Genomic DNA, 13,741 nt, shown 5'->3' with positions numbered 1-13,741 from the left:
CAGGTCAGAGCACAGCGGGCATCTGTTGTGGATGCCATCCGCAAGAGCGGCTCCCCATGGATCACACGAAATACCCTGGTGATCGTGCTCAGCGTGATTGCGGTTGGGAGGGCGCCACGGGCACTGCCGGGCTGACATTGATGGCAACGCCGTAGAGCCGCCACCGGCCCGCTGCCGGTTCGTAGAGGACATCGAAATTGATCTGCAGCGGGGCCGATGGAAAGTAGCCCGTCATGCGCATCATCCCGCTTGGCTCGATCGTCGGAACCATCGTGAGCTGCGGTTCCAGCACGGCGACTGCGGACAAGTCCAGATTCTGATTGCGTAAATTGGCGAAGACATCGCCAAGGTGCGCCGTGCTGTTGGCTCCCTGAAAGCCGGGAGCGCCAAGATCGCGCAGAACGGTGTAATTGCCGGTCTTGTTCGCCTGATCGACCGCGAGCAAAGTCGAGCGGACTAGGATGAGTATCCCATTCCTGTCGATCTGCGCGGGCCTGCTGGCAGGCTGAGCGGTTCCCGATTGGGCCGGCGCCGCCGCTGCCCGCGCCGCCAGGGCAGGGGGGGCAATGAAACAGGCCGCAAACATCACTGTCCCCAGCGCGAATGCCGCGCGCCTTGTTCCACTCAGCAACCGCAAACCCTGTCCCCCGTTCCTGCCGGCAAGCATTTACTTCCTGCGGCTTTACCAGGCGAACGTCATGCCGGCCCGGCCGCCGACACCGCCTCTTTCGCCAAAGCCGATGCCGCCCTGCGCGTAGACGTTGTTGCTGATCCGGCCGACGCCCGTGGCGGAAAACGCGCTTTCGCCGCGGTAGGTACCCCAGCCGCCGGAAACCGCGAAAGACTTGCCATCCGGCAAGAACGCCCCGGCCATCGCCATGGCCATGGCGCTACCTTCGTAACCGCGGCGCACTTCCTTATGAAGCTGTGCAACGTCGCTTTCCACGGCGCCGACCCGGCCGTCCAGCGCGGTCACCTTGTTGGACAGGCCGGTAACTTGCGTTCCCAGCGCCCCGACCCGGTTGTCGAGCGTAGCCACTTCCGTGGTAAGTCCAGTGACGTTGTTTTCCACGGTTCCAACCCGCCCGTCGAGCGAGGTCACCTGCGTGCCTAGCCCGGCGACGTTGGTCTCCACGGTTCCAACCCGTCCGTCGAGCGAGGTCACTTGCGTGCCGAGTCCGGCAATTTCCGCAACGGAAATGCTGGAGGTCCCCAGATTTCCGGACGCATCCGAGGTCACGAACTGCACGGCCCCGCTTTGGGCCGCCAGGCTGTCCGCCGAACTGATTCCGGCGAGGGTATAAGTGTTGCTGGAATTGCCGACCGCGATCTGTTGGGCGCGGGTTGTGGTAACGCCGTTGCCGATCGCCACGGCACCGGCCTGCGTCACGGTGTTCCCGCCGCCGATCGATATGCCGCCGGCTCCTGTCACGGTCGAGCCATTGCCCACCGCAACCACGTTTGCCGCGTTTACCGTATTGCCATTGCCGACGACCGCAGAGCCGGAAGCGGCATCCGTCGAAGCAAGAGTGTTGCCCGAGCCGAGCACGTTGACGTTGTCGCCATTCCCGGCGGTGTTCGGTGCATTCACGCTGTTGTTGTTGCCGGTCACGAACGAGCCGTCGCCGTTGACGACGTTCGGATCGCCGAACGCGAAACTGCTGTTGCCGTTGACTGTGTTACCAGTCCCGAAGGCGCCCGAATTCGTGCCCGTCACTGTGTTGGCGGCGCCGAAAACACCGGAATTCGCGCCGTTCACGGTATTGCCCGCGCCAAAGGAGCTTGCGCTCGTCCCGGTCACGCTGCTGCTGGAGCCGACCACGGTGCTGGCGTCGCTGAAGGCCACGGTGCTGCCGCCGATGGCGACGCTCAGGTTTCCGAGAGAACGCGCCGGTTGCGCTCCCACTTCATCGCCGCCGCCGATGGCGATGCTGTAAGCGCCGCTGGATTGGACAACCGCCGTATTCGGATTGGTGCTTGCCCCGATTGCCGTACTGTAGATCCCCGCGGCGGCGCCTGTTGCGTTCGCATTGGCCCCGATGGACGTCACCCCGGCCGCCGGCGTGGATGCACCGGAAAAGCTGCCGATGGAAGTGGAACTGTCGCCAAGTGCGAAAGCGCCGAAGCCAAACGCGCTGGCGCCGCCCGATGTCCCGGTAGCCGCGCCTTGCGCCACCGACGAGATGCCGCAGACAACGTCATGCTGGTTCGCAGCTGCTGAACCGGATCCAGAGACCGGTATGCTGCCGGTTGCGCTTACCGCGCAAACGGACTGCGCGTCGGCTTCACCTGGAATGAGCCACATGGTGAGCGAAAGGCCAGCAGCCGCACCGGATGTCATGAATTGCTTAAGCATTCAGCATTCCCCCGCCAGAATAGGGACGTGCTGTATTGAGGTTGATCGGAAAATCAATTCCGGCATCACACCTAGAAATTTTTAAGAATTCTTAAAATTAGTCAGTTGCACGTAATGCGGATGCTCGTAATTGACGTTACATATTTCTGGAGGGCTCTGAAGCGATCTTCCTTAAAGGCCAAGGCACGCCTCTATCAACTTTTGAGAGCGACGAGTTGGCGTGGATAGCCGCTGCCTCCGCCCAAAGAAGAAAAAGCTGGAAGCGATCACACTATATAATCAGGTGCATGTCACGACAGATTTCCTCGACCCTTCCCACTTTGGAGAGGTCCAGATCGAGGTGTCGGGAGAGGTCGTTCGTTCAGTCAAATGGCGGCTTTGTCAGATTTTAACCGCAAAGCTACCTGTTCGGAGACGCCGACTTTGCCGACGTTTTCTTTTTGTGGCTATATCGTCGTTTGACAGCAGGGTTAGGGAACGCATGGCTGGGGTGATCACTGACGCATGCATCAGGTGCAAGTATATGGATTGCGTCGAAGTGTGCCCTGTCGACGCGTTCTACGAGGGCGAGAACATGCTCGTCATCAATCCCCTCGAATGTGTCGATTGCGGGTGTTGCATTGAGGCATGCCCTGTCGACGCAATCGTTTTTGACACCGAACCGCGCGCCGAACCATGGCTTGAACTCAACGCAAAATACTCGACCTTGTGGCCGAATGTGACCTTCGATGGAGGCCAAACTCCCCCCGATGCAGATCATTTTCAGTCCGTGTCTGGAAAGTTTGAGCGCCACTTTTCGCCTGAACCCGGTGCAGGGGATATCGCATCGCCAGTCAGACCTGCTCGGTCCAGTGCGTGTAATCGGTGCGATAGTGAAACCACTTTAGCCAAAATGATGCGGATGATCCGGAGATTTTGGAGATAGCACGATATTTGTTGAACCGACCGCTTCCCCCGACTTTTCCGGCATTGAAGGCGACTAGATCGAGCGCCAGGAGCCGTCGTTCGTTCAACTGAAGGGCAGCTTTTGGAAATTTTATCGGAGAGCTACCGTTCCGGAGACGCCAACGTTGCAGATTTTCATGATTACTGCTGATACGTTGGCAATATTCTACCGGAGCAAACCTACATGCGCCTCGTTGACGCCGCGAACACGATGACTCCAGCCTATCTGGCGATCTTGTCGAGGGGGTATTCGGTGCGGTCAGAAGGCGGCCTAATGTTCGCGGAGCGCGCGGAAAACTCTTTCGCAGCCGATGGCCCTGTCGCTGTTCTCGGTTTGATCGCGATGGCGGAAGTTAGAGGCGAGGCTTGGCAGGCTTCTGATGAAGAGACCGACAATTTTGTTCAGCTCTTCGGTTAGTTCACCTGCGTCCGCTTCCCCCAACATTCTGGTAATAGCAAACCTCGAACCGAGGCATCCAAAGCGGCAAACGGTTCAGGTGTGGTTGGGACAACGAGCCGCCGCTTTCGAAGAGCCGAGAAGAGCGCCACAGGGCGCCTATTTTGGGGGAAGCGGATGTAGCGTCCTCCGCGCAATGCGTTTCAAATACCCATGAGTCCGTCCCATAGAGCGAAGGAATATGTCGACCTCCGCGCGAAATTGACGAACCGGGGAGGAGCGAGTGCGTGGCCATCATGGGCATCGGTGACCGTGATTAGAATACCTTTCGTCAGGTCAGTCTGGCCGAGGTCCGCATTGAAGTAGCAGGTATCAGGATAATCTTGATGGCATCGGGTTTCCGTTGTTACGCCTGCCTGTGAGGAAATCGTGATTTTATAGTCTGCGCTGCGTTTGCCCCCCGCCCGGTTGCGAATTTGTCCTCTGATAGGTCCTGCGTTCGGATAGCTGACCGTGGAAACGATCGGCCAAATGCCGACGGTCTCCTGGAAGTCGGCTGCTTCAAGTTGAATAAGCAGGTTCCCAGATTCCTGCGGGTCTGCGACTGGCGCGATGGTGCGGTTCAAGCCAAGGCCGAAGAGGTACAATGTAGGGATAGCGGCCAATACGAGAATGATTGAGGATACAAAGCGTGTACCGGTCGATTTCGTCATGCCCATGACTATTAGATGCTCTCGGTCTGTCTGCAATGTTGTTGGCGCGTTCGAAACGACTGGTCTCGGCTAAAGCCGCGACATTCCTGATGGGCTTGGTCGGCGGGTGGCTTATTCGCGGGGCCAGATAGCAGGCGGTCGGGAAAATTGGCGCTCCCAGGGCGCCGCGTTCCGGGGCAGGGCGAGTGCATCCGGCGCGCGGCTCAGACGCTGCGTGTTTTGGCAGTCGCTGGAGGCCTTGGATGGGATCTGAGATGTCTACCGATGCCGCTCCATTGCAACAGGTTCTTGGCCGGGGTGGCGGAGTCTTTGCCTTTTCCCACGCGGTGCCTCGCCTTAGTGTGACCGCCGAGGATGCCTTGGGCCGGAGTACGGAGATGACAGCATCGATTGCGGTTTCACTCAATCAGTTCGAAAGCTGGATGCGAGACAAGTTGGGCGACGAAATCGTCGAAAGCGATCTCGACGAGAAGCATCGCAAGATGCGCAAAGGCCCGTTTCCTTTTCTGCGCGCAACGTATTGGCGTTGGGCGGAGGGGATTCTTGAGGTTTGTCCGGAACTGGCAGATGCGCCCACCGTCCTGGCCATAGGTGACACTCATCTTGAGAACTTCGGAACGTGGCGGGATGCCGAAGGGCGGCTCGTTTGGGGTGCCAATGACTTCGACGAAGCGGCCAACATGCCCTACGCGCTTGATCTGGTGCGACTGGGAGCCAGCGCCCTGCTTGCGCGCCCCGCCGAGGTGGGTGCCTCCGAGCTTTGCGACGCCTTGGTCGAAGGGTATATCGACGGACTGGACGAACCAAAGCCCGTCGTACTCGAGAAAGACTATGCCTGGCTTCGATCGGCGCTTGTTCTGTCGGAAAGCGAGCGCGCCGACTTCTGGGGCAAGTTCGACCGGGATGATGAGCCAATTCCTGTTCGCTTCGCCCACGCACTCGGTCAAGCCTTGCCGAAAGATGTCGGCCATCTTCGGCGGTTCGCGCGATCATCCGGAACAGGCAGCCTGGGAAAGCCGCGCTTCGTGGCGAACGCCAGTTGGCAAGGTGGTCCCGTGCTGCGAGAAGCAAAGGCCGTGCTCCAGTCGTCATGGTGCCGCGCACACGATCCCGCGGCGGATGCGATACTTGCTGGCGTGATTGCCGATGGCCCGTTTCGTGCACGTGACCCGCACTATGCCGTTCTGGATGGCGTGGTCGTTCGGCGCCTTTCTCCGAACAGCCGGAAGATCGAAGCCAAGGATGCTTCCGAAACCCTCCTTTCATCCAGAATGGTGAAGCTTATGGGGAAGGAGGTGGCCAACTGTCACGGCACGGATCCTGGCCGACTCAATGCGGTGCGCGAAGATCTCGGGCGTCGCGGTCGGGGGTGGCTCAAGGCCGCGGCAGAGAAGGCGGCGAGCTGGGTAGAGCAGGAGCAGCGGGCGTATGTTTGATATCGGATCCGGCAACTCGGGCAGGGACATGCATCGCGCAGGATCGCGCGCGCAAATCCGGTCTTATCGATAATTCGCTACACCCTGCATGGGTGAATCGGGATGGACCATTGACGGAAGGCGTCAGGCGAGCGACGCTGATTTACAAAGATATTCCAGGGGGAATGGATAATGAGATTTTCCAAGAACGCGGTAAGGATCGCCTGCAGCGTGCTGGCGGTGGCGGCATCGATCGGCGGGGCCAGTGCGCGCGATATCGTGATCCACGCCGGACGCTTCATCGACGGCACTGGAGCGGGCCCGCGCCAGAACGTCTCGATCCTCATCACCGACCAGCGCATCACCGCGATCGAGCCTGGCTTCGTGACGCCGGCAGGCGCGGAAGTGGTCGATCTGTCGAGCAAGACGGTGCTGCCGGGCCTGATCGACACGCATGATCATATTACCGCAGGCTGGCATGCCGGGGATCCGATCCGCAACAGCGTGACCCGCACCAATTATCAGGACGCCATCGAGGCGACGGTGTTCACGCGCAACACGCTTCTTGCCGGGTTCACGTCGGTTCGCGATTGCGGTGCGGATACGCAAGTCGTCGTCGCGCTCAAGAAGTCTATCGACGACGGCGTCGTGCCGGGCCCGCGCATGTGGGTGGCGGGAACGCCGCTTGGGCCGACCGGGGGGCATGGCGATGCCGTCAACGGTCTGCGTCCCGAATTCGCCGATATTCCGCATATCAGCGACAATGTGATCGACAGCCCCGATGCTGCGCGCCTAGCGGTGCGCCGCCTGAAGCGGGAAGGGGTGGACTTCATCAAGATCATGCCCTCCGGCGGGGTCATGTCCATCGGCGACGACCCCCGCCATCAATTGATGACTGACGACGAGATCAAGGCCGTCATCGACACCGCGCATTCGCTGGGCATGAAAGTGGCGGCGCACGCGCATGGCAAGGAAGCCATCGATCACACCATCGAACTGGGCGTCGATTCGATCGAGCACGGCTCGTACGCCGATGCCGCCAGCTACAAGCTGTTCAAGCAGCACGGAACCTATCTCGTTCCGACGATGCTCGTGGGTGAGCGGGTTTACCAGCGGGCCAAGGAACATCCCGAGCAGTTGAACCCGTCGACCGCCGAAAAGGCGCTTACCATTGCGCCGCTGCTGCGCCGGAACCTGCACGATGCCTATGCGGCCGGCGTGAAGATCGCGTTCGGAACGGATACCTTCGGGCTTTCGCAGCACGGCGAGAATGCGCAGGAATTCGCGCTTCTGGTGGCTGCCGGAATGACGCCGATGGATGCGATCAAGACTGCTACCGGCAATGCCGCCGATCTCCTTGGCAGTGCGGATGTCGGTACGCTTCAGGTCGGTCGTTACGCCGATGTCATCGCGGTGGATGGCGATCCGCTCAGCGACGTCAAAGTGCTGGAGAACGTTGGCTTCGTCATGAAGGGCGGCGCCATCGTCAAGTCGGCAGGCAAACCGCAGATCTGACGGAGATGCCGAAAAATCCGGTCGTCGCTGGGCGCGACGACCGGATTTCGGACGACCGGATTTCGTTTGTCAGGCCCAGGATTGCAGCGGTGCGGGGCGCCGGGCGACGATGCCGAACCCGGCGATGACGGCATAGCAAAGCGCGGGAAGCAGCAGCGCAATGCCGAGGTTGCCGCCGGTGACATCGGCCAGAGCGCCGGTGGCCAGCGGAACCAAAGCACCGCCGCAGATCGCCACGTTGATGATGCCCGATCCATCGGCCGCCCGCGCGCCCAGCTTCTCGCAGGCGAGGCTGAAGATCGTTGGGAACATGATTGAATTCATCAGGCCGACTGCGAGCAGCGCGTAACCCGAAAGGGCCCCCACGCTCGTTACCGACAGGCCCAGCAGGGCGATCGCCATGACCGCATTGAAGGTCAGCGCGAGCGCCGGGTTGAGCACGCGCAGAACCGCAGAGCCCACGAACCGGCCGACCATCGCACCGCCCCAGTACAGGCCGATCAGCTTGCCGGCGGACTGTTCGGGCAAGGCCATGACATGGGGCTGCATGAGATAGCTGACGATCAGCGAGCCGATGGAAACCTCTGCGCCGACGTAGAGGAAGATGCAAAGCGCGCCATAGGAGAAACGCGGACGCTTCAGCAGGTCGAAGCCCGCAAAGCCGCTTTGGTCGCCATGCTGTTCAGGGGGCAGGCGATTGCGGAAGGTCCAGACGGCAAGGGCGACCAGAGCCAGGGCGACCGCGATGCCCAGGTAGCCATGCACGATCGCCTGGCTTTCCGCCCGGCGATAGGCATCGAGCGCGGTGCCGGTCAGTTCATGCGCGGACACTTTTGCCAGGCTGCCAAGGATCAGCACCGAGCCTGCAATCGGAAAGATCGTCGTCCCCAGCGAGTTGAACGCCTGCGCGAAGGTGAGGCGCGAACTGGTCGTTTCCGGCTTGCCCAGCAGGCTGATCAGCGGGTTGGCGACGACCTGCACGATGACCACGCCGGCGGCCAGCACGAAGTAGGCGGCAAGGAACAGCCAGTACGTCGCGGTTTGGGACGCCGGAATGAAGGCCAGGCAGCCCACGATCATGATCGCAAGACCGGCAACGGCCCCGCGCATGTAGCCGACTTTGCGCACCAGCATGGCGCCGGGAATGCCGATCACCGCATAGGCCGTGAAGAAGCAGAACTGCACCAGCATCGCCTGCGTGTAGCTCAGCGTGAACAGTTCCTTGAGCTTCGGGATGATGACGTCGTTCAGGCTGGTGATGCCGCCGAAAATGAAGAACAGCGCCATGACGAAATAGCGCAGTTCGGGCGCATCGACGTAACCGCCGGGCACTTCTTCGTTCGACTGGGGGTTGGGGATAGCTGAAGTAAGGGCCATGAGGGGCTCGACCTGTCGCTGCCGGGCGCATGGGATGCGCGTTTCAGGTTCATATGGGAATGGCGGATAGGTCCGCATCGCAGGCGATAGGATCGCCCGATCAGGCTGTGCTTGCCGTGAGCACTGCGTCTTCTCCCACATCGTTTTTTATCGTTTATCATCCGGGTGCAGACTTCGTGGTCGGATGACCGCTTGGTCTGCACCCGGGTGCCAACGCTGTCGGTTTTTGGAGGAGGTGACAACGTTGTCCTGCTCACTTAGCGCGGGTTGGAAAAAGGATCAAGCCCGTCGTTGAAAAGCTGACGCTGCTTTCGAGAGCGGTGCGAGGCGGAGGAAAAGCGCGCGAAGCATTCTCTTTGGCGGGCTTCTATGGCAGAGGTGCGCCATGGCCAGTATCCGTGACGTCGCCGCCGCTGCCGGCGTTTCCATCAAGACCGTGTCCCGCGTTGTCAACAAGGCTCCAAACGTCAGCGAAGACCTGCGCAGCCGGGTGAGCGCGGCTATCGAACAACTCGGCTATCGCCCCAACCAGTCGGCCCGGCGCCTGGCTGGCGGCCGTTCGTTCATGCTGGCCTTCCTCTATAACAACCCGACGCCGGGCTATACGGCGGCTCTCCAGATCGGTGCCGCGAACCGCTGCCGTGAACTGGGCTATCACCTCGTGGTCGAGCCGATGCCGCTGTGCGGAGAGGAGCGCTTCGAGATTCTCGAACGCCTTGTCGCGACGCTGCGGCCGGACGGCGTGTTCCTGGCGCCGCCGCTTTCGGACGACAAGGCGCTGTTGCAAAGGCTTTCGGAACTCGATCTGTCGTGCGCGCGCCTCGCCGGCTCGATCGTCACCGAAAGCTTCAACATTCCGACTCCGGAGCGTGCTGCGGGTCGGATGATTGCCGATCACCTGATCGAGCTGGGGCACCGCCGGATCGGCGTGATCACGCCGCCCGCGGATCACCGGGCGGCACTGGCCCGCGTGGAGGGGTTCCGCGATGGATTGGCCGCTGCCAGCGGCTCTGCCCTCGAAGTCGCCTTTGTATCGGGTCGTTTCGACTTCCCCTCGGGCTTGCAGGCGGCCGAGGAACTGCTTGGCAGCGAGGCGCCGCCGACCGCCATTTTTGCCACCAACGATGCCATGGCGCTGGGCGCCATGACTTATGCCCATCGGCATGGACTGAAGGTGCCGCAAGATCTCTCGATCGTCGGTTTCGACGATACCTGGGCGAGTGCCACGACATGGCCGCCACTGACGACCGTACGGCAACCGCTGGAGGAAATGGGCCGGGCCCTGGTCGATGCATTGGTAGCCGAACCGGACGAGGCGCCGGTCTTCCGGTTCGAACTGGTACGGCGCGAAAGCACCGGACCTGCACCGCACATGGCCGGCAGCTGAACGCAAAACTCACGGCGAGGGACGATCGGCTTGGTCTACCGAGGGGCTGCGTCAGAACGGGAGGCGCTCGATGGCTTCATGCGGCCCATTGGAGCATCGCTGCAATCAACCCATCGGCCGCCGGATTGCCCGCGCCCGGCCCGATCACGACGAACTCGACATCCGGTAACCTTGGAAGGGCGGGGCCAGCGTTGATCACCGAAAGCCCCTTCGGCATGAGCCGTTCGGAATGCGGCATGATGCCAATACCGGCACGCGCCGCGGCGCTAAGCCCCGCAAGGCTTGTGCTGGTGAAGGCGACACGCCACGATCGATCGCAGCGATCGAGCGTTTCCAAAGCCTTCGCGCGGGTTACACTCGGCGACGGATAAAGCACTAGTGGAAGCGGTGCATCCGGATCGACGTGGAAGTCCGGATGGCCGATCCAGCGGATCGGTTCATGCCACGCGGTGGTACCGCGCCGGTCGCCCGCCCGGCGCTTTACGAAGATGACGTCCAGCCGGCCGGCATCGAATGCATCATAGAGGTCGTGGCTCAGCCCCCCGCTCAGTTCAAGATCGACCTCGGGGTGCCGCCGCGCAAAAGTTGCCAGTACATCGGGCAAAGCGGAAAGCACGAAATCCTCCGACGCGCCCAGGCGGAGCCGCCCGCGCAAAGGCGCTTCCGAAAGGCTCTGGCTCAGCCGGACATGCGAATCGATGATCGCGCGCGCCTGATCCAGCAGGCGTTCGCCCGCCGGCGTCAGCGCCATGCGATGCGTATCGCGATCAATCAGCCGGCGACCCACCAGCGTTTCCAGCCGCCCGATCTGCTGGCTGATCGTCGATTGGCGCAGGCCAAGCACCCGGGCGGCGCGGGTAAAGCTATGGGCATCGACCACGGCCACGAAGGCCTGAAGCAGATCTACCGGGATCAGGGTCTGAACCGTCATGGAGATCATTATTCATGATAATAGTTATCATGGCTATCGGGATTGTCGATCGCCGTCATCGGGCGCAGATGCATCTTCTCCATTGAAGAGGCGACCCATGGCATTCCTTTCGACGATCCATTCCCGCCTTCGCGTCGACCCGTACCTGCTGTTGTTGATCGGCACCGTCGCGCTGGCTGCGCTGTTGCCCGCAACGGGATCGGCGACCGGAGTCGTCGATCTGGCGGTGAACCTGGCCGTGGCCTTGCTGTTCCTGCTCTACGGCGCCCGGTTGAAGCCGGAGGCGATCTGGGCCGGGTTGTCGCACTGGCGCCTGCAATCGCTGATCTTCGCCAGCACCTATGTCCTGTTTCCCATCATCGGCATTGTCATGGCGCTGATACTGCGCGGCCATTTGCCCAACGATATCGTCACCGGACTGCTGTTTCTCTGCCTTCTGCCATCGACGGTGCAGTCCTCCATCGCCTTCACCTCGATCGCGCGCGGCAACGTGCCCGGCGCCCTGTGCAGCGCCTCTCTCTCCAACATGCTTGGCGTGTTCCTGACGCCCATCCTGGTCTCGCAGCTGCTGCCCGCGGCGAGTGGCGGCTTTTCGCTGAAAGCGCTGGAGGATATCGCACTGCAGATCCTGCTGCCGTTCATCATCGGCCAGGTGCTGCGGCCGTGGATCGGCGAATGGCTGACCCGTCACGCGCTGCTTACCTCGATCGTCGATCGCGGATCCGTGCTGGTGGTGGTCTATGCTGCGTTCAGCGCGGGCATGGTCGCCGGGATCTGGCACCAGCTCTCCCCCGAAAGCATCGCCGTTGTCCTACTGATCAACCTGGCCGTGCTGGCACTGGTGATCGTGGTTACCACTTGGGCCAGTCGTGCGCTTGCCTTCTCGAAGGAGGACGAGATCGCGATCGTGTTCTGCGGATCGAAGAAGAGCATGGCGGGCGGCATCCCGATGGCGGCAATCCTGTTCCCCGGCCATGCCATCGGGCTGATCGTGCTGCCGCTGATGCTGTTTCATCAAGCGCAGTTGTTCGTTTGCGCCACGCTGGCACGCCGCTACGCCCGGCGCGGCACGCTGACGGTATCGCCTCGCCCCGCCGTAGCCCTGTAAGGGGGCAAATCCGGATCGCCGCGCCGACCGTTTCGATGCCGAGCTTCGGCTTGGCGAGCAGGTTGCGCGAGATAGGATGGCGGTCAGGATCGGCCCAATCCCCTCAGGGCCTGGCAGCTCATCGCTGTATCAACCTGCGGATGACGGCCCCGGGCGGCCTCTATGCATGGGAACTTGAGCGCTACGGGCCTGAAGTGAACGTTCGCGTCGAGGGGCAGTTTGCGCCGGACGATGTCGTCCTTCGCCCCGCTCAAGCGTCCGCACTCCAATCAATCTGGACGGGCGGGCGCTTTACACGGTCATTGCACTGGCCTGCCCGTTACCGCGCGCGGATATGACCTGGTGATGCGTGGTAATCGTTGCGGGCAAACCTTGATCCTCCAGAGCGCTCGTGGCTTGCAGCACTACAGACGTGGCTTGGACGCTCGCCAGGCTTTCCTTTATAAGTTCCGCCTCGTCCTCGTAATTCGCGCTCATTTTTTCCAGCGCCACCATAATTCTTTCGGAATTTGGATTTCTTATATCGAAGACGTAATCCTGCTGATGGAAAAGGGCCGCAAGGTCGGTGTATTTGCTGGCCCACCCGAGGATGACGGCGGGAACACCATTTCGGTAAGCGAACACCACCGAGTGATAGCGCGATGCGACGACGTATTTGAAGCGTGCGATAATTTCCATAAGCTCAGGGCTTGAGAATTCTCCGGAAATTACACGCACCTCCTGGCCATTTTTCACTTTGCCCAGCACTTGCAGAACAAGATCCGTGTCAGCGGTGGATGTGGTTAGGACGTAAACCTTCTCGCCATTATCGATCAGTTTCTGGAGAATTTTCGCGTAAAGATCGATAACCACGGAAGGATCGCCAATCCTGAACACGTTCTTATTTATAATGAAGCCAACGGAGTTTTGTGTTGGATAATTTTCCTCGTCACGCCTGTAATTGACACTGATTTGGCTGGGGCGAGGGAAAATCTTTTCTCTAATCACCATGTCGGCCGATAATTCGACGTTGCTCAGGCCAAGAGAGGTGAGGCATTTATACCCTTCCGTCTCGCGCGCGTATATTATCAGGGGGTAGGTCAGCGCTTTCCTTACTTCATCTGAGAAGGCAGCGTCATCTTTCTCTCCCCAGTCGAACGGGCCGAAGCTCTGCGGCATCAGGATTATCTTTTTATTGAATCGCCGAGCAATCGCTATCGTATCCAATAGCACCCTTCCGCTCTGCTTCGGCCACCCGGAACCCAGCGTGTATCCACTCGCATCAAGAATAGCATCCGCTCTTTGCAGCGCCTTCCTCATTTCCGTAATCTTGTTGCGCCACTTGTCGCTTTTTCTCAAACGGCCAACGACGTGGGTCAATGCAGATGCCAGAAACGGCAATTTGTATAGGCCGTTCTTCAAAACCGGACGGGTGAAATCGTCATACGGCAATAGCGTAAACGTATACTGCTCCGGGGAGTCGTATTTGTTCGCGAAGCCTATCACCTCGCATTCGCCGTAAATCGACTTCAAGGAATAGCTAAGCGAAAGAAACATGGCTTGAGAGCCTTTGTTTCGCATCTGTATGCCGGTAATGATGAACGTCTTCATGTCATCG

11 protein-coding genes and 1 pseudogene are annotated in these 13,741 nt (G+C 60.6%); 6 read left to right on the top strand and 6 right to left on the bottom strand.

The window, feature by feature from the left end:
• Positions 1-88: 88 nt before the first annotated feature.
• Positions 89-586 carry a hypothetical protein gene (locus WBP07_RS23355; protein ID WP_395397473.1) on the bottom strand — a complete coding sequence of 166 codons (498 nt, stop codon included), beginning with the start codon at positions 584-586 and terminating at the stop codon, positions 89-91.
• A gap of 96 nt (positions 587-682) precedes the next feature.
• The gene (locus WBP07_RS23350; protein WP_395397472.1) at positions 683-2,356 is read right to left on the bottom strand and encodes a YadA-like family protein; all 1,674 of its coding nucleotides are present in this window, start codon (positions 2,354-2,356) and stop codon (positions 683-685) included.
• Positions 2,357-2,837: 481 nt separating this feature from the next.
• On the opposite strand from WBP07_RS23350, the pseudogene fdxA reads away from it, so the two are divergent.
• Together fdxA and WBP07_RS23340 are read left to right on the top strand one after the other, a co-directional pair.
• A pseudogene (gene fdxA, locus WBP07_RS23345) lies at positions 2,838-3,176 on the top strand (ferredoxin FdxA); the annotation flags it as partial.
• Positions 3,177-3,485: 309 nt separating this feature from the next.
• Positions 3,486-3,719 (top strand): hypothetical protein, encoded by a 234-nt coding sequence (locus WBP07_RS23340; protein ID WP_395397471.1) that lies wholly within the window; start codon positions 3,486-3,488, stop codon positions 3,717-3,719.
• A gap of 182 nt (positions 3,720-3,901) precedes the next feature.
• On the opposite strand, the gene WBP07_RS23335 is transcribed toward WBP07_RS23340, so the two are convergent.
• Positions 3,902-4,411, bottom strand: coding sequence for a hypothetical protein (locus WBP07_RS23335; protein ID WP_395397470.1), 510 nt, complete (start codon positions 4,409-4,411; stop codon positions 3,902-3,904).
• 377 nt (positions 4,412-4,788) lie between these two features.
• On the opposite strand from WBP07_RS23335, the gene WBP07_RS23330 reads away from it, so the two are divergent.
• On the top strand, positions 4,789-5,847 hold the full coding sequence (locus WBP07_RS23330; protein WP_395397469.1) for a DUF2252 family protein: 1,059 nt from the start codon (positions 4,789-4,791) through the stop codon (positions 5,845-5,847).
• 171 nt (positions 5,848-6,018) lie between these two features.
• Positions 6,019-7,341, top strand: a complete 1,323-nt coding sequence (locus WBP07_RS23325; RefSeq protein ID WP_395397468.1) for an amidohydrolase family protein — start codon at positions 6,019-6,021, stop codon at positions 7,339-7,341.
• A 69-nt stretch (positions 7,342-7,410) separates the two neighbouring features.
• Here the strand turns inward: WBP07_RS23325 and WBP07_RS23320 are convergent, their stop codons facing one another.
• A complete protein-coding gene (locus tag WBP07_RS23320) occupies positions 7,411-8,718 on the bottom strand; it encodes a sugar MFS transporter (protein WP_395397467.1) in 1,308 nt (435 codons plus the stop codon).
• Positions 8,719-9,103: 385 nt separating this feature from the next.
• Here WBP07_RS23320 and WBP07_RS23315 point away from each other — a divergent pair, with 385 nt between their 5' ends.
• Positions 9,104-10,105 carry a LacI family DNA-binding transcriptional regulator gene (locus tag WBP07_RS23315; protein WP_395397466.1) on the top strand — a complete coding sequence of 334 codons (1,002 nt, stop codon included), beginning with the start codon at positions 9,104-9,106 and terminating at the stop codon, positions 10,103-10,105.
• Between the two features lie 76 nt (positions 10,106-10,181).
• Here WBP07_RS23315 and WBP07_RS23310 read toward each other — a convergent pair whose 3' ends face one another.
• Positions 10,182-11,036 (bottom strand): LysR substrate-binding domain-containing protein, encoded by an 855-nt coding sequence (locus WBP07_RS23310; protein ID WP_395397465.1) that lies wholly within the window; start codon positions 11,034-11,036, stop codon positions 10,182-10,184.
• A gap of 97 nt (positions 11,037-11,133) precedes the next feature.
• Between WBP07_RS23310 and WBP07_RS23305 the strand changes: the two genes are divergently transcribed.
• Positions 11,134-12,144 (top strand): bile acid:sodium symporter family protein, encoded by a 1,011-nt coding sequence (locus WBP07_RS23305; RefSeq protein WP_395397464.1) that lies wholly within the window; start codon positions 11,134-11,136, stop codon positions 12,142-12,144.
• Positions 12,145-12,435: 291 nt separating this feature from the next.
• Here WBP07_RS23305 and WBP07_RS23300 read toward each other — a convergent pair whose 3' ends face one another.
• Positions 12,436-13,734: a polysaccharide pyruvyl transferase family protein gene (locus WBP07_RS23300; RefSeq protein ID WP_395397463.1), complete on the bottom strand. Its 1,299-nt coding sequence runs from the start codon at positions 13,732-13,734 to the stop codon at positions 12,436-12,438.
• Positions 13,735-13,741 lie beyond the last annotated feature (7 nt).

The sequence above is a fragment of the Novosphingobium oxfordense genome, from assembly GCF_044029435.1.
Lineage (GTDB): Bacteria > Pseudomonadota > Alphaproteobacteria > Sphingomonadales > Sphingomonadaceae > Novosphingobium.
Note: the sequence above shows the minus strand (reverse complement) of the source record. Positions and strands in the feature narration are given on the sequence as shown.